The organism is Aeromonas crassostreae, from assembly GCF_054052445.1.
The window spans coordinates 82,317-97,013 of the sequence record NZ_JBSTYM010000012.1 but is presented as its reverse complement, the minus strand read 5'-3'; the positions used below and the strand labels follow the sequence as shown (position 1 = coordinate 97,013).

Annotated in this window: 13 protein-coding genes and 2 tRNA genes; 11 read left to right on the top strand and 4 right to left on the bottom strand. The window is 62.0% G+C overall.

The features are described from left to right. Positions 1-26: 26 nt before the first annotated feature. Together ACW5W4_RS11415 and ACW5W4_RS11410 are read right to left on the bottom strand one after the other, a co-directional pair. Positions 27-102 (bottom strand) — tRNA-His (locus ACW5W4_RS11415). 50 nt (positions 103-152) lie between these two features. Further along, positions 153-229: transfer RNA gene (locus ACW5W4_RS11410), tRNA-Arg, on the bottom strand. Between the two features lie 237 nt (positions 230-466). Between ACW5W4_RS11410 and ACW5W4_RS11405 the strand changes: the two genes are divergently transcribed. Genes ACW5W4_RS11405 through ACW5W4_RS11395 form a run of 3 tightly spaced genes read left to right on the top strand, consistent with a single transcriptional unit; the run spans position 467 to position 5,256 of the window. Beyond that, positions 467-1,057 carry a TetR/AcrR family transcriptional regulator gene (locus ACW5W4_RS11405; protein ID WP_456689433.1) on the top strand — a complete coding sequence of 197 codons (591 nt, stop codon included), beginning with the start codon at positions 467-469 and terminating at the stop codon, positions 1,055-1,057. Further along, on the top strand, positions 1,054-2,160 hold the full coding sequence (locus ACW5W4_RS11400) for an efflux RND transporter periplasmic adaptor subunit (RefSeq protein ID WP_456689432.1): 1,107 nt from the start codon (positions 1,054-1,056) through the stop codon (positions 2,158-2,160). Before ACW5W4_RS11405 ends, ACW5W4_RS11400 begins: the two co-directional genes overlap by 4 nt. 15 nt (positions 2,161-2,175) lie before the next feature. Continuing rightward, positions 2,176-5,256 (top strand): multidrug efflux RND transporter permease subunit, encoded by a 3,081-nt coding sequence (locus tag ACW5W4_RS11395; protein ID WP_427262555.1) that lies wholly within the window; start codon positions 2,176-2,178, stop codon positions 5,254-5,256. A 120-nt stretch (positions 5,257-5,376) separates the two neighbouring features. Here ACW5W4_RS11395 and ACW5W4_RS11390 read toward each other — a convergent pair whose 3' ends face one another. Further along, the gene (locus ACW5W4_RS11390) at positions 5,377-6,381 is read right to left on the bottom strand and encodes a substrate-binding domain-containing protein (protein ID WP_456689431.1); all 1,005 of its coding nucleotides are present in this window, start codon (positions 6,379-6,381) and stop codon (positions 5,377-5,379) included. A 422-nt stretch (positions 6,382-6,803) separates the two neighbouring features. Between ACW5W4_RS11390 and ACW5W4_RS11385 the strand changes: the two genes are divergently transcribed. The 6 genes from ACW5W4_RS11385 (at position 6,804) to ACW5W4_RS11360 (ending at position 12,660) form a co-directional block, all read left to right on the top strand. Then, the gene (locus tag ACW5W4_RS11385) at positions 6,804-7,922 is read left to right on the top strand and encodes a branched-chain amino acid ABC transporter substrate-binding protein (RefSeq protein WP_456689430.1); all 1,119 of its coding nucleotides are present in this window, start codon (positions 6,804-6,806) and stop codon (positions 7,920-7,922) included. A 69-nt stretch (positions 7,923-7,991) separates the two neighbouring features. Beyond that, positions 7,992-8,918, top strand: coding sequence for a high-affinity branched-chain amino acid ABC transporter permease LivH (gene livH, locus ACW5W4_RS11380; protein ID WP_456689429.1), 927 nt, complete (start codon positions 7,992-7,994; stop codon positions 8,916-8,918). 82 nt (positions 8,919-9,000) lie between these two features. Further along, entirely contained in the window at positions 9,001-10,257 is a 1,257-nt protein-coding gene (locus ACW5W4_RS11375; RefSeq protein ID WP_456689458.1) for a high-affinity branched-chain amino acid ABC transporter permease LivM, read from the top strand. Next, a complete protein-coding gene (gene livG / locus ACW5W4_RS11370; protein ID WP_427262552.1) occupies positions 10,254-11,021 on the top strand; it encodes a high-affinity branched-chain amino acid ABC transporter ATP-binding protein LivG in 768 nt (255 codons plus the stop codon). The genes ACW5W4_RS11375 and livG overlap by 4 nt, the downstream gene beginning before the upstream one ends. 10 nt (positions 11,022-11,031) lie before the next feature. Next, the gene (locus ACW5W4_RS11365) at positions 11,032-11,733 is read left to right on the top strand and encodes an ABC transporter ATP-binding protein (protein WP_408795861.1); all 702 of its coding nucleotides are present in this window, start codon (positions 11,032-11,034) and stop codon (positions 11,731-11,733) included. A 78-nt stretch (positions 11,734-11,811) separates the two neighbouring features. Next, positions 11,812-12,660 (top strand): AraC family transcriptional regulator, encoded by an 849-nt coding sequence (locus ACW5W4_RS11360; protein WP_456689428.1) that lies wholly within the window; start codon positions 11,812-11,814, stop codon positions 12,658-12,660. Here ACW5W4_RS11360 and ACW5W4_RS11355 read toward each other — a convergent pair. Next, positions 12,639-13,232: a LysE family translocator gene (locus ACW5W4_RS11355; RefSeq protein ID WP_427262550.1), complete on the bottom strand. Its 594-nt coding sequence runs from the start codon at positions 13,230-13,232 to the stop codon at positions 12,639-12,641. The two genes, ACW5W4_RS11360 and ACW5W4_RS11355, sit on opposite strands and share 22 nt — an antisense overlap. A 169-nt stretch (positions 13,233-13,401) precedes the next feature. Between ACW5W4_RS11355 and glpE the strand changes: the two genes are divergently transcribed. Together glpE and glpG are read left to right on the top strand one after the other, a co-directional pair. Further along, positions 13,402-13,725, top strand: a complete 324-nt coding sequence (glpE, locus tag ACW5W4_RS11350) for a thiosulfate sulfurtransferase GlpE (RefSeq protein WP_427262549.1) — start codon at positions 13,402-13,404, stop codon at positions 13,723-13,725. Between the two features lie 17 nt (positions 13,726-13,742). Next, positions 13,743-14,576, top strand: coding sequence for a rhomboid family intramembrane serine protease GlpG (gene glpG, locus ACW5W4_RS11345; RefSeq protein ID WP_456689457.1), 834 nt, complete (start codon positions 13,743-13,745; stop codon positions 14,574-14,576). The last annotated feature ends 121 nt before the right edge of the window (positions 14,577-14,697 follow it).

The window sequence follows — 14,697 nt, the reverse complement described above, 5'->3', positions numbered from 1 at the left end:
ACCAACTGTCACTTCTTCAGCTTGAATGGGGTGGCTGATGGGGCTCGAACCCACGACAACCGGAATCACAATCCGGGACTCTACCAACTGAGCTACAGCCACCACAGCTGTTTTTCGTTCCACAACACGCCCGCTATTCGGCGCACGTTTGATGGTGCGCCCGACAGGATTCGAACCTGTGACCTCTGCCTCCGGAGGGCAGCGCTCTATCCAGCTGAGCTACGGGCGCTACGCTGTCGAACGGGGCGGATTATTCATTACCCGGGACGACTTGTCTACTCTTTTTTTATTCTATCGATTCAACTGCTTCTTTTTCAGTCACTTGGCATCATTTTCCATCACTAACTCGGTGTTAGGCCCAGATCGGCACCAAGATGGCTTGTTTATGCTGCTTCTGTTTCCTTGACTTGCCTCCACATGATTCTAGAATGAATGAACGTTCATTCATGCGATCACCACAAGAGCCATGGACAAGAAAGAACGCATCTTCGATGCGGCACACGACATTCTCGCCGAACAGGGCTTCCATGGACTCTCTATTGCCCTGGTCGCCAAGCAAGCAAGGGTAGCGACCGGAACCATTTATCGCTATTTTAGCGATAAGGAAGACCTGATCCGCCTGCTTTATCGGCACACCATCCAACAATGTCATGATCTGATCATGAGTGACGTGGATATAGAAGAGACAACGTTCACGCAATATCGACAACTGTGGCTCAATATTCATCAGATCTTTGCCTCCGACCCCAATGCCCTCACCTGCAAGCTGCAGTATGAGAGTTCGCCGCTCGCCTGTGAGCTGGAGAAGGACCCCGTGATACTGGCGCTGTGGGAACCCCTGGATCGCTTCTATGAACGGGGACGGGCATCGGGACTGTTTATCGATCTGCCGCTCAGGGTGTTGCAAACCCTCAGCCTGGATAGCGCAGCCCAGCTGATGCAACAGTGCCGGGTGCATGAGCTGGAACTGACGGACAGCCAGCGGGAGGCGGTGATACACGCCAGCTGGCAAGCCATATTACAACCCTCAACCTCTCTACCAGGAATCTGTTCATGAAAAAGTGGATGGTCATTATGTTGTTGATCGCGCTCGCCCTCTTTGGCAGCGTCATCGGCTTCAACATGTTCAAACAGAAGAAGATCGCCGAGTACATGGCCAACCGGCCCGAACCTGAATTTCCGGTCACCGCCATGGTCGCCCAGGCACAGGACTGGACCCCGACCATAGAGGCAATCGGCTTCATCGAGCCAAACCAGGGGGTCACACTGTCGACCGAGCTGGCGGGCACCATAGACCAGATCGCCTTCGAATCCGGGATGGCCGTCAAGGCTGACCAGCTGCTGATCGGACTGGACTCCAGCGTCGAGAAGGCCAATCTGCGCTCCTCCACCGCCAGATTGCCCGCCGCCCGGGCCAAGTTCGAGCGCTACCAGAACCTCTACCAGAAGAACTCCATCTCCCGGGATCAGCTCGACGACGCCGAGGCGAGCTACCGCTCCCTGGAGGCCGACATCGAGAGCCTGAGGGCCACCATAGCCCGTCGGGAAGTCCATGCGCCGTTCGCCGGTGTCGTCGGCCTGCGCAATGTCTTCCTCGGCCAGTACATGGAGCCGGGCACCGACATAGTGCGCCTGGAAGACATCAGCGTGATGCGCCTGCGCTTCACCGTGCCCCAGACCGATATCTCCAAGATAAGCCTGGGCCAGACCATCAAGATCAGCGTGGATGCCTATCCGCAGACCGAGTTCAACGGCAAGATCAGCGCCATCGAGCCCGCCGTCAACTACCAGAGCGGTCTGATCCAGGTGCAGGCCGACATCCCGAACAACGGCGGCAAACTGCGCTCCGGCATGTTCGCCCGCGCCAGCATCATTCTGCCGACCATCAAGGATCAGATAGTGCTGCCGCAAAATGCCATCACCTTCACCCTGTATGGCCAGAACGTCTATGTCATCAAGGAGAAGGACGGCGTCAAGCGTGCCACTCAGGTGGTGGTCAAGGTTGGCGAGCGCCGCGGCAATGACGCCCATATTCTGAGCGGCCTCAAGGCCGGCGATGAGGTGGTGCTGTCCGGGCAGGTGCGACTGAGTAACGACACCAAGGTCAAGGTCGAGCAGAACGACGCCCTGGCCGCCCCGGCACAACCCCCGATGCTGTAAGCGCGGAGATCCGTAATGCGATTTACTGACATATTCATAAAACGGCCCGTGCTGGCGATCTCGATCAGTTTCCTGATCGCCCTGCTCGGCTTCCAGGCCATCTTCAAGATGCAGGTGCGGGAATATCCCGAGGTCATCAACACCGTCATCACGGTCAATACCAGCTACTATGGCGCCAGCTCCGACCTGATCCAGGGGTTCATCACCCAGCCGCTGGAACAGGCGATAGCCCAGGCAGACAACATCGACTTCATGACCTCCTCCAGTCAGCTTGGCAGCTCGACCGTGACGGCCTACATGAAGCTGAACACGGATCCCAACGCCGCCCTGTCCGACATCCTGGCCAAGGTCAACTCGGTGCGATCCCAGCTGCCCAAGGAGTCTGAGGATCCGTCCGTCACCTCCTCGACCGGCTCCACCACCGCGGTGCTCTACCTCGGCTTCACCAGCCCAGAGCTCAACTCGAGCCAGATCACCGACTACCTGGAGCGGGTCATCAAGCCCCAGCTGTTCACCGTGGGCGGTGTCTCCAAGGTCGATCTGTACGGGGGAACCGAGTTCGCCCTGCGGGTCTGGCTGGATCCGGCCAAGATGGCGGCATTCGATCTGACCGCCAGCGACGTGATGACGGTGCTCAACAGCAACAACTATCAGTCGGCCACCGGCCAGTCCACCGGCTACTTCATGCTGTTCAACGGCGACGCCAAGACCCAGGTCACGAATACCGAAGAGCTCAAGCGTCTGGTGGTCTCGACCCGGGAAGGCAAGGTGATCCGCCTGTCCGACATCGCCAAGGTGAGTCTGGAGAAGAGCCACGACATCTATCGCGCCACCGCCAACGGTCGTGAAGCCGTGGTCCTGGCCATCAACGCATCCCCGACCGCCAACCCGATCAACATCGCCCACGACGTGCTGGCGCTGCTGCCCAGCCTCAAGAGCAACATGCCGAGCACCATGGAGCTGAACATCCTCTATGACTCGACCGTGGCGATCAACGAATCCATCAACGAGGTCATCAAGACCATACTGGAGGCGGCCGCCATCGTACTGGTGGTGATCACCCTGTTCCTGGGCTCGTTCCGTGCCGTCATCATCCCCATCATCACCATCCCCTTGAGTCTGATCGGGGTGGTGATGGTGATGGACATGTTCGGTTTCTCCATCAACCTCATGACCCTGCTGGCCATGGTGCTCGCCATCGGTCTGGTGGTGGATGATGCCATCGTGGTGCTGGAGAACGTCGACCGACACATCAAGGAGGGTGAAGAACCGTTCCGGGCCGCCATCATAGGCACCCGGGAGATAGCCGTGCCCGTCATCGCCATGACCCTGACCCTGGCGGCCGTGTACGCCCCCATCGCCCTGATGGGTGGCATCACGGGCTCCTTGTTCAAGGAGTTCGCCCTGACCCTGGCGGGGGCCGTGTTCGTGTCGGGCATCATAGCCCTGACCCTCTCCCCCATGATGTGCTCCGTGATGCTCAAGGCCAACGCCAAACCGGGCAAGTTCGAGAGCACAGTGCACCACCTGCTCGAGCGCATGACGGATCGCTACGATCGTATGCTGCACGCCGTGATGCACAAACGTCCCGTGGTCATCGTGTTCGCCGTCATCGTGTTCGGCAGCCTGCCGCTGCTGTTCAAGTTCATCCCGAGCGAACTGGCGCCGTCCGAAGACAAGGGGGTCATGGCGGTGCTGGGCACGGCGCCCTCGAACGCCAACCTGGACTACATAGAAAACACCATGAAAGACGTGAACAAGATCCTGGATGACCAGCCGGAGATCGCCTATTCACAAGTCTTCTCCGGTGTCTTCAACGCCAACCAGGCCTTCGGCATCGCCTCCCTCAAGCCCTGGAGCGAACGGGAAGCGAGCCAGAAAGAGGTGCTCGACAGGGTTGGCCAGCAAGTGCAGCACATCCCCGGCATGTCCATCACCACCTTCCAGTTCCCCGAACTGCCGGGTGCCTCCAGTGGCTTGCCGATCCAGTTCGTCATCACCACCCCCAACAGCTTCGAGAGCCTCTTCATCGTGGCCAGCGAGATGCTGACCGAGGCCCAGGCCAGTGGCCAGTTCGTCTATTCGGATCTCGATCTGAACTATGACTCGGCCACCATGAAGATCAGCATCGACAAGGACAAGGCCGGTGCCTATGGCATCACCATGCAGGACATTGGCGTCACCATGGGCACCATGATGGCGGATGGCTACGTCAACCGTATCGATCTGGATGGCCGCTCCTACGAGGTGATCCCCCAGGTGGAGCGCAAGTACCGCCTCAACCCTGAGTCCATGAAGGGTTACTATGTGCGTGCCGCCGATGGCCGTGCCGTGCCCCTCGGCAGCCTGATCTCCATCGAGGTGGTTGGCGAGCCCCGCGCCCTGCCCCACTTCAACCAGCTCAACTCGGCCACCATTGGCGCCGTACCCACCCCGGGCGTGGCCATGGGGGATGCCATCGGCTGGTTCGAGACGGCCGCCGCCGACAAGCTGCCCCAGGGCTATCGCTATGACTTCATGGGCGAGGCACGCCAGTTCGTCACCGAGGGCAGTGCGCTCTACGCCACCTTCGCCCTGGCCCTGGCCATCATCTTCCTGGTGCTGGCCATCCAGTTCGAATCCGTGCGCGACCCCCTGGTGATCATGGTGTCGGTGCCGCTGGCCATCAGTGGTGCCCTGATCGCCCTGGCCTGGGGCATGGCCACCATGAACATCTACTCCCAGGTGGGCCTGATCACCCTCGTCGGCTTGATCACCAAGCACGGCATCCTGATCTGCGAGGTGGCCAAGGAGGAGCAGCTGCTGCACGGCATGAACCGGATGGAAGCCGTGATGCAGGCGGCCAAGGTACGACTGCGTCCGATCCTGATGACCACGGCGGCCATGATAGCCGGCCTGATCCCGCTGATGTACGCGACCGGCGCCGGCGCCGCCCAGCGCTTCAGCATCGGCATCGTCATCGTGGCGGGCCTGGCCATCGGCACCCTGTTCACCCTGTTCGTGCTGCCGGTCATCTACACCTTCCTGGCATCCGAGCATGAGCCGCTCAAGGAGTTCGACGAGTCGATCCCCCCCAAGGCGAAGGCGGGTCATTGATCCCCTGACGCAAGAGGCCCCGCGAGGGGCCTCTTCTTCATCCACATCCAGGGTCCGGCGACGGACCAATAAAAAGCGGCCACCCCGGGGGGGCCGCTTTCATGTCCGGCGCTTGCCGGCTCAGCCCAGACGCTTGACCGAGCGACGCACGATCAGTTCCGGCTGCACCGTCATGGACTCGACTTCGAGCTCCTTGTTGCGGATCCGGCTCACCAGCTGCTGCACCGCCAACAGGCCGAGCTCGGCCTTGGGGTGGCGAATGGTGGTGAGCGGCGGGCTGGAGAAGCGCGCCATCTCAACGTCGTCATAACCGATGACGGAGATGTCGTCGGGTACCTTGACCCCCGCCTCCCAGGCGGCGCAGATGGCACCGATCGCCATGGGATCGTCGAAGGCGAACACCGCGGTCGGCCGCGGCGTCAGGGCCAGGATGCGCTGCATCTGGTCGAACCCGCTCTGGCTCTCGTAGTCCCCTTCGAAGATCTGCTCCTCTTTCAGGGTGAGGCCCTGCTCGGCCAGGGCATCGCGCACCCCGTCCAGGCGCTGCTGGGTGGTCGGCTTGTCGATGTGCCCCGTGATGCAGACGATCTCCCTGTGCCCCTGATCCAGCAGATGGGTGACCGCCATGCGGGCACCGATGCGGGCGTTGTCGTTGATGACGTTGGCAAAATCGCACTCTGTGCCCCAATCCAGCACCACCTGGGGCACATTCTTGTGAATGCGAAGCATGTCACGCAGCGGCGTGTCTATGTCGGTCCCCAGCACCAGCAGGCCATCAACCCGCTTCTCCATCAGCATCTTGAGGTAGTGCTGCTGGCGAGGAGGCTGGTTCTCGGTGTTGCACAGGATCAGGCTGTAACCTTGTTCGAAGCAGTAAGCCTCGACGCCGCGCACCACTTCCGCGAAGAAGGGATTGGCGCTGGTGGTCACCAGCATGCCTATGGTCTTGGTCGAATTGATCTTGAGGCTGCGTGCCACCGAATTGGGTGCGTAGTTGAGCTCTGCCACCGCCTCAAGCACTTTCTGGGTCGCGTCTTCGCTGACCCGACGGGTGTGATTGAGTACATGTGAGACGGTGGAGATGGATACGCCCGCCCTGGAGGCGACATCTTTGATTGTGGCCATCTCTGTCTCCTGAATATGAAAAAGCGGAACCTTAGCAGATTTCCCGAATAAAGGCTTGAAATTCACGGGAACTGTCAAGCAATTACCGCTGCCGGCTAATCTAGGTGCTCCCCCTGATTTGCGCAAACGGATTTTGAACGAAATGGGAGCAGCATCAGAGTAAAAACTCCTCAGCTTTTTCCGCTATCAAATCAAACAGATTCAAATGTTAACTTGATGTTGCCGAGTCAATTCAGCAGGAAACACCAGCTAAATGTCTATACATAGCGATTAGCTTCATTCAACACCCTGCAAGTCCCCCCCCAGCCATATCTTTAACAGCTTGTTATTACCGGGGCAGGAGTGATAGAACCTTAACTATTGCCGGACAAGCGGGAAGTCTGTCCGGAGTGAAACAATCCACTGATTAAAGGGACGAATCTATGAATAACTGGAGCAAGGTAGCGGTCAGGGCAGCGGTTTCTATGGCGCTGTTTGGTTCTGTTTCCATGGCACATGCCGCCGACACCATCAAGATTGGCATCGCCGGGCCCGTCACCGGGCCGGTCGCTCAATATGGCGACATGCAGTTCACCGGCGGCAAGATGGCGGTCGAGATGATCAACAAAGCCGGCGGCATCAAGGGCAAGCAGATCGAAGCCGTCATCTATGACGATGCCTGCGATCCCAAGCAGGCGGTGGCCATCGCCAACAAGGTGATCAACGACGGCGTCAAGTTCGTGGTGGGCCACCTCTGCTCCGACAACACCCTGCCCGCCTCCGACATCTATGAAGATGAAGGGGTGCTGATGGTCACCCCCGCCTCCACCAACCCCAAGATCACCGAGCGTGGCTACCAGCTGACCCTGCGTACCATAGGCCTGGACAGCGACCAGGGCCCGACCGCCGCCAAGTACATCATCGAGCAGATCAAGCCCCAGCGCGTCGCCGTCATCCACGACAAGAAGCAGTACGGCGAAGGCATCGCCTCCAGCGTGAAAGCCGCCCTGGACAAGGCCGGCACCAAGGTGGTGGCGTTTGAAGGCATCACCGCCGGGGACAAGGACTTCTCCGCCCTGATCGCCAAGTTGCAGAAAGAGAACGTCGACTTCGTCTACTACGGTGGCTATCACCCCGAGCTGGGCCTGATCCTGCGTCAGGCGAACGAGAAGGGTCTCAAGGCCAAGTTCATGGGGCCGGAAGGGGTAGGCAACAAGGATATCTCCGCCATCGGTGGCCAGGGTTCCGAGGGGCTGCTGGTCACCCTGCCGAACAAGTATGACCTGGTCCCGGCCAATGCCCCGATCGTGGCCGCCTTCAAGGCCAAAGGACAAGACTCTTCCGGCCCCTTCGTCTGGACCACCTATGCCGCGGTCCAGACCCTGGCAGCCGGTATCGCGCAGGCGGGTGAAGACCCGATGGCCGTGGAAAAAGCCATCAAGGCCAGCACCATAGACACCGTCATGGGCCCCCTCAGCTGGGCGCCGAATGGCGACTTGAAAGGCTTCGAGTTCGGTGTGTTCGAGTGGCACGCCGACGGCACCTCTACCCAGCTCAAATAATAAATCTGCCGGAGGGGGTGAGCATGCTCACCCCCTCACGTCTTTGCGGGCAAGTACAGGGAACGCAGTATGTCCGAACATATACTCTATTTTGTTCAGCAGTTGCTGAACGGATTGACCATAGGTAGCACCTATGCGTTGATCGCCATCGGCTACACCATGGTCTATGGCATCATCGGCATGATCAACTTCGCCCACGGCGAGGTCTACATGATTGGCTCCTATGTCGCCTTCATGGTCATGGCCGCCCTCATGATGATGGGCATAGACGCCACGACCGTCCTGCTGGGCGCCGCCTTCCTCATCAGCATCATAGTGACCGGCACCTATGGCTGGACCATAGAGCGGGTCGCCTACCGCCCCTTGCGCGGCGGCAACCGTCTCATCCCCCTCATCTCCGCCATCGGCATGTCGATCTTCCTGCAGAACATGATGCGCATGGCACAGGGTTCGCGGGACATCGCCATGCCGACCCTGATCAGCGGTGGCTGGACCCTGGGTGGCGAGGAGGGCTTCCAGGCCAGCCTCTCCTACCTGCAGCTGGTCATCTTCGTGGTCACCTTCATCACCATGCTGGCGCTGACCCAGTTCATCAACCGCTCCCGCATGGGACGTGCCTGCCGCGCCTGTTCGGAAGACATCAAGATGGCCAACCTGCTGGGGATAGACACCCATGTGGTCATCTCCATCACCTTCGTGCTGGGGGCCACCCTGGCCGCCGTCGCTGGGGTACTGCTCGGCATGTATTACGGCGTCATCAACCCCTACCTCGGCTTCATGGCCGGGCTGAAGGCGTTTACCGCCGCTGTCTTGGGCGGCATCGGCAGCATTCCGGGCGCCGTGCTCGGCGGCCTGCTGCTGGGGGTGGTCGAAGCCCTCACCGCCGGTTATCTCAGTACCGAATACAAGGATGTGATGGCCTTCGCCCTGCTCATCTTCGTGTTGCTGTTCATGCCGACAGGCATCCTGGGTCGCCCGGAGGTCGAGAAGGTATGAAAATCCAATCTACGCATGCTCTCGCGCCGCTGTTCATGTCCACATGCAGCATCCTCGGTCGCCCGGAGGTCGAGAAAGTATGATGAAACGCCAATTTATTCATGCCTGTATCGCCAGCCTGGTGCTGATGGTGCTCTCCTTCTGGCTGCTGGGCTTCAAGCTCGAGACCGAAGGCACCCGCTTGCTGGTGGTGAGCCGCCTCGATGTGTCGCTGGCCTGGCTGCTGGGGGGCGCCGCCCTGGTGTTCTGCTTCCAGCTGCTGCGCAGCCAGATCCTGGGGCTGTTCAAGGGCTCCACCAGCGGCTTTGCCAAACTGGTGCTGCCAAGCCCCGAGCAGGCGCCTCGCCTCTACAACAGCGCGGCCCTGATCGTGCTGCTGCTGGCGGTCAGCTGGCCCTTCGTCGCCTCCCGGGGCGCCGTGGACCTCGCCACCCTCACCCTGATCTACATCATGCTGGGGCTGGGGCTGAACGTGGTGGTCGGGCTCGCCGGCCTGCTGGATCTCGGTTATGTCGGCTTCTACGCGGTCGGCGCCTACAGCTATGCCCTGCTCAACACCTATTTCGGCCTGAGCTTCTGGGAGTGCCTGCCCATCGCCGGTGGCATGGCCGCCCTGTTCGGCTTCCTGCTCGGCTTCCCCGTGCTGCGGCTGAGGGGGGACTATCTGGCCATCGTCACCCTGGGCTTTGGCGAGATCATCCGTATCCTGCTCAACAATCTCACCTCTCTCACCGGTGGCCCGAACGGCATCTCCGGCATTCCCAAGCCCACCCTGGGGGGACTGGAGTTCAACCGCACCGTCAAGGACGGGGGCTTTGGCACCTTCCATGACTTCTTCGGCATCGCCTACAACGCCAACCACAAGGTGATCTTCCTCTACCTGATGGCGCTGGTGCTGGTGATTGCCACCCTGTTCGTCATCAACCGCCTGCTGCGCATGCCGCTGGGCCGCGCCTGGGAAGCGCTGCGGGAGGACGAGATCGCCTGCAAGTCCCTCGGGCTCAACCCCACCATCATCAAGCTGACCGCCTTCACCATAGGCGCCTGCTTCGCAGGCTTTGCCGGCAGCTTCTTCGCCTCGCGCCAGGGCTTCATCAGCCCGGAATCCTTCGTCTTCATCGAGTCCGCCATCGTGCTCGCCATCGTGGTGCTGGGGGGCATGGGCTCCCAGATCGGGGTGGTGCTGGCCGCCATCGTCATGACGGTGCTGCCGGAGCTGGCCCGTGAGTTCAACGAGTACCGCATGCTGATGTTCGGCCTGCTGATGGTGTTCATGATGATCTGGCGTCCCCAGGGACTGCTGCCGATGACCAGACCACACTTGGAGCTGCAAAAATGAATCAGACGTTGTTAGAAGTCTCTGATCTGTCGATGCGTTTCGGCGGCCTGCTCGCGGTCAACGGCGTCAAGCTGGATGTGAACAAGGGAGAGGTGATCTCCATCATAGGGCCGAACGGCGCGGGCAAGACCACCGTCTTCAACTGCCTGACCGGCTTCTACCGCCCGAGCGGCGGCACCATCCGCTACAAGGGCGAGGAGATCCAGGGGCTGCCCGGCCACCTCATCGCCCGCAGAGGGGTGGTGCGCACCTTCCAGCACGTGCGGCTGTTCAAGGAGATGACGGCGGTGGAAAACCTGCTGGTGGCCCAGCACAGGCACCTCAACACCGGCTTCCTCGCCGGCCTGTTCAAGACGCCGGCCTTCCGCCGCGCCGAGCAGGAGGGGCTGGAGCAGGCGGCATACTGGCTGGAGAAGGTGGGGCTCAAGGATCTGGCCAACCGCCCCGCCGGCAACCTGGCCTACGGTCAGCAGCGCCGCCTCGAGATCGCCCGCTGCATGGCGACCCGGCCCGAGCTGCTGATGCTGGATGAACCGGCCGCCGGCCTCAACCCCAACGAGACCGACGATCTCAACGCGCTCATCGTCGGGCTGCGGGACGAGTTCGGGGTCTCGGTGCTGCTCATCGAGCACGATATGAAGCTGGTGATGGAGATCTCGGATCGCATCTTCGTGGTCAATCAGGGCACGCCGCTGGCCCACGGCAAGCCGGATGAGATCCGCAACAATCCGGCCGTGATCAAGGCCTATCTGGGCGAGTCGTAAGGAAAATGAGATGTTAGAACTTCGCAACGTATCGACCCACTACGGCAAGATCCAGGCGCTCCATGACGTCAGCGTCGAGGTAAAAGAGGGGGAAATCGTCACCCTGATCGGTGCCAACGGCGCCGGCAAGACCACCCTTCTGATGACGCTGTGCGGCGAACCCAAGCCCAGCAGCGGCAGCATCTGGTTCGAGGGGGAGCAGATAGACTCCCTCAGCACCGCCCGCATCATGCGCAAGGACATCGCCGTGGTGCCGGAGGGGCGCCGCATCTTCGCCCGCCTCACGGTGGAGGAGAACCTGAGGATGGGGGCCTTCTTCGTCGACAAGGCCGAGCAGCACGGCCTGCTGGATCAGGTGTTCACCCTGTTTCCCCGCCTGCACGAGCGGCTGGAGCAGCGGGCCGGCACCATGTCCGGCGGCGAGCAGCAGATGCTGGCCATCGGCCGTGCCCTGATGAGCAAGCCGCGCCTGCTGCTGCTCGATGAACCCTCCCTGGGGCTGGCCCCCATCATCATCCAGCAGATCTTCGACACCATAGAGCAGCTGCGCCAGAAGGGGATGACCATCTTCCTGGTGGAGCAGAACGCCAACCAGGCCCTCAAGCTGGCGGACAGGGGCTATGTGCTGGAGAACGGCCACGTGGTGCTGCAAGACACCGGGGCGGCCCTGCTGGCCAACCCTGCCGTGCGTCAGGCCTATCTGGGTGGCTGACAAGATGCGCCAGGCCAGGGGCGGCCTCCTGCTGGCGCCATCGCCGCCGGGAGTCACATCTCCCCGGAGGAGCGAGCCATGAGCCGGGCCGGAACCACGCCGGATCGCCACCTGTTCTGGCGTGACCCTGCCCTGCCCTTCATCGAGGCGCGGGCGGTGCAGGATGGCCGCCGCGTCTGCTACGACAAGCACAGTCACGCCCACTTCTCCATCGGCGCCATCACCGGCGGCCACAGCCACTACCTCAACCAGCGCAGCAGGCAGGAGGTCGGTGGCGGCAGCCTGGTGCTGATGAACCCGGAAGAGGTCCACGCCTGCAACCCCATCGCAGATCAGCCCTGGTCCTATCTGATGTTCTATCTCGACCTGGACTGGCTGCAGCGCCAGCAGCAGGAGGCCGGCCTTGGCACCGAATTTCGTCCCTTCGACATGACAGCCAGCCGGGATCCCCTGCTGTATCTCGCCTTGCAGCGCCTCTATCGCACCCTGCAAGACGAGGAGCAGGCCCCCCTCGCCAAGGAGGTCGCCTGCCACCAGTTCAGCCACCAGCTGCTGGCCAGGCTGACCCCAGCCAAGTGGGGCCGGCACCCTCCCCCGCACCTGAGACGCGCCGCCGAGCTTATCAAGGATGAGTGCGCCTCCCCCCTCACCCTGGAGCGGCTGAGCACCGTGGCCGGGCTGACCCCCTCCCACTTCGTGCGCGCCTTCAGCCGCCATTACGGCATGACCCCCCACGCCTACCTGCTCAACCGGCGCATCGGCCATGCCCGTGACCTGCTGGCGCGCGGCCAGCCCCTGGCCGAGGTGGCCCTGGCGACGGGTTTCTCGGATCAGGCCCACTTCCAGCGCCAGTTCAAGCGGCTGGTCGCCGCCACCCCGGGACAGTATCGCGCCCTGCGCCGCCCTCAGGACTCCAGCACCAGATAGGCGGCGCTGAGCAGCAGCAGGAGCGCCATGGCCCGGTTGAACCAGCGCAGCCGACGCGCACAGAGCAGGGTCTGCTGCAGAAAACTCCCGGCATAGGCCCAGCAGGCGATGGAGCCCAGGCAGATCACCAGATAGAGACTGGTGAACAGGGCCACCTGCCCAACCCCGCCTGCCACCCCGTAGGCTCCCATCCCCATGCTGGCGGCCAGCCAGGCCTTGGGATTGAGCCACTGCATCAGGGCGCCGTACCAGAAGGCGGGGGGCGCGCCTCGCTCGGCCTCGATCTCCCCCTTGTCCCGTATCAGCAGCCAGGCCATGTAGCAGAGAAAGAAGATGCCGCCCCAGTGGATGGCGCCAAGCGCCATCGGCCACCGGGACAGGGCGCCACCCAGCCCCAACCCCATCAGCAGCAGCAACAGGATGAAGCCCAGGGTAGCCCCCACCACATGGCGCAGGCTGGCCCGAAAACCGTACTGCGCCCCGGCGCTGAGGGCGACCAGATTGACCGGTCCCGGGGAGATGGACATGGCCAGGGCAAACCCGGCCATGGATAACAACAGACTCAGTTCCATGGATGACACTCGTTGCGGATATCGAGGTTCCACCCTAACCGCCGGCCTGGCCGGAATATTGAAGGAAATTGCGATCTCGTCCCATCAGGGAATGAACACATTGCGGGCTTAGCGCAACCGCACGCTTGCGGTAAACTGGCCGTCAATCACCTATTCGCAGGACATGTCAATGGACCAGTTTGCCCATATCAGTGCCCATGATGCCCACCAGAAACTCCTCGCCGGCGAGGCTCGCCTGGTGGATATTCGCGATCCTCAATCCTTCGAGGCGGCTCACCCGGTCGGCGCCTTCCACCTCACCAATGGCACCCTGGTGCGCTTCATGGACGAGGTGGACTTCGACACCCCCGTCATCGTGATCTGCTATCACGGCAACAGCAGCCAGGGGGCGGCTCAGTACCTGCTGCAACAGGGCTATGACGAGGTCTACAGCCTGGATGGCGGCTTCGAAGCCTGGCGCAAGGCGTTCCCCATCCAGGCGGGGGAGGAATGAGCGACGCTCCCGCCGGCATGATCCAGCTGCTGGTGCTGGGGGATGCCCGCATGGCCCAGGCCCTGGTGGACTATCTCACCACCCTGGGCATTGCCTGCGAGCTGACCCAGTCCGAGCTCGGGGTCAGCGTCTGGCTCGCCGACGAGCAGCGCCTGGCCCAGGCCCAGCTGGAGGTGAAACGCTTCCTGAGCGAACCCAATCACCCCCGCTACCTGGAGGCCTCCTGGCAGTCGGGCCGGGCCGATGCCCGCATCGACTACAGCAAGGGCATGGCGGATCCCGTCACCGACTTCCTGCACCATGCCGGGCCCCTCACCCTGCTGCTCATCGTCGCCTGCCTCGCCATCTACGCCCTGCAAGCCATAGGCCTGCCCATCTTCGATCTGCTGGCGTTCCACCCGACCCTGGCACAGTTCGGTGACTGGCAGGCCTGGCGCTACGTCACCCCGGCCTTCATCCACTTCTCCGTGCTGCACCTGGTGTTCAACCTGCTGTGGTGGTGGTATCTCGGCGGCCAGATAGAGCAGCGTCTGGGCAGCGGCAAGCTGCTGATCCTGCTGCTGGTCGGCGCCGCCCTGCCCAACATCGCCGAGTTCCTGGTGAGCGGCCCGCGCTTTGGCGGCCTCTCCGGGGTGGTCTATGCCCTGCTCGGCTACTGCTGGGTGCGAGGCCGTCTGCAGCCAGCGTCCGGCTTCACCCTGCCCCCGGCCCTGATGGGCTTCATGCTGTTCTGGCTGGCGCTGGGGTTCTTCGATCTGCTGGGTACCCGCATGGCCAACATGGCCCATCTGATGGGCTTGCTGGTCGGCCTGCTGCAAGGCTGGCTGGACAGGCACCACAAGCCGGGCTGAGGTGCTGTTGCCTGCTGGTTTAACCTGCTCGGCAACCACCATGATGGCCAACATGGTTCCTCTGTCTGATGGGCTTGCTGGTCGGCCTGCTGCAAGGCTGGCTGGACAGGCACCACAGGCC

Coding starts and splice junctions, on each gene's coding strand:
- ACW5W4_RS11405 (WP_456689433.1), top strand. CDS start 467: ATGGACAAGAAAGAACGCATCTTCGATGCGGCACACGACATTCTCGCC.
- ACW5W4_RS11400 (WP_456689432.1), top strand. CDS start 1,054: ATGAAAAAGTGGATGGTCATTATGTTGTTGATCGCGCTCGCCCTCTTT.
- ACW5W4_RS11395 (WP_427262555.1), top strand. CDS start 2,176: ATGCGATTTACTGACATATTCATAAAACGGCCCGTGCTGGCGATCTCG.
- ACW5W4_RS11390 (WP_456689431.1), bottom strand. CDS start 6,381: ATGGCCACAATCAAAGATGTCGCCTCCAGGGCGGGCGTATCCATCTCC.
- ACW5W4_RS11385 (WP_456689430.1), top strand. CDS start 6,804: ATGAATAACTGGAGCAAGGTAGCGGTCAGGGCAGCGGTTTCTATGGCG.
- livH (WP_456689429.1), top strand. CDS start 7,992: ATGTCCGAACATATACTCTATTTTGTTCAGCAGTTGCTGAACGGATTG.
- ACW5W4_RS11375 (WP_456689458.1), top strand. CDS start 9,001: ATGAAACGCCAATTTATTCATGCCTGTATCGCCAGCCTGGTGCTGATG.
- livG (WP_427262552.1), top strand. CDS start 10,254: ATGAATCAGACGTTGTTAGAAGTCTCTGATCTGTCGATGCGTTTCGGC.
- ACW5W4_RS11365 (WP_408795861.1), top strand. CDS start 11,032: ATGTTAGAACTTCGCAACGTATCGACCCACTACGGCAAGATCCAGGCG.
- ACW5W4_RS11360 (WP_456689428.1), top strand. CDS start 11,812: ATGAGCCGGGCCGGAACCACGCCGGATCGCCACCTGTTCTGGCGTGAC.
- ACW5W4_RS11355 (WP_427262550.1), bottom strand. CDS start 13,232: ATGGAACTGAGTCTGTTGTTATCCATGGCCGGGTTTGCCCTGGCCATG.
- glpE (WP_427262549.1), top strand. CDS start 13,402: ATGGACCAGTTTGCCCATATCAGTGCCCATGATGCCCACCAGAAACTC.
- glpG (WP_456689457.1), top strand. CDS start 13,743: ATGATCCAGCTGCTGGTGCTGGGGGATGCCCGCATGGCCCAGGCCCTG.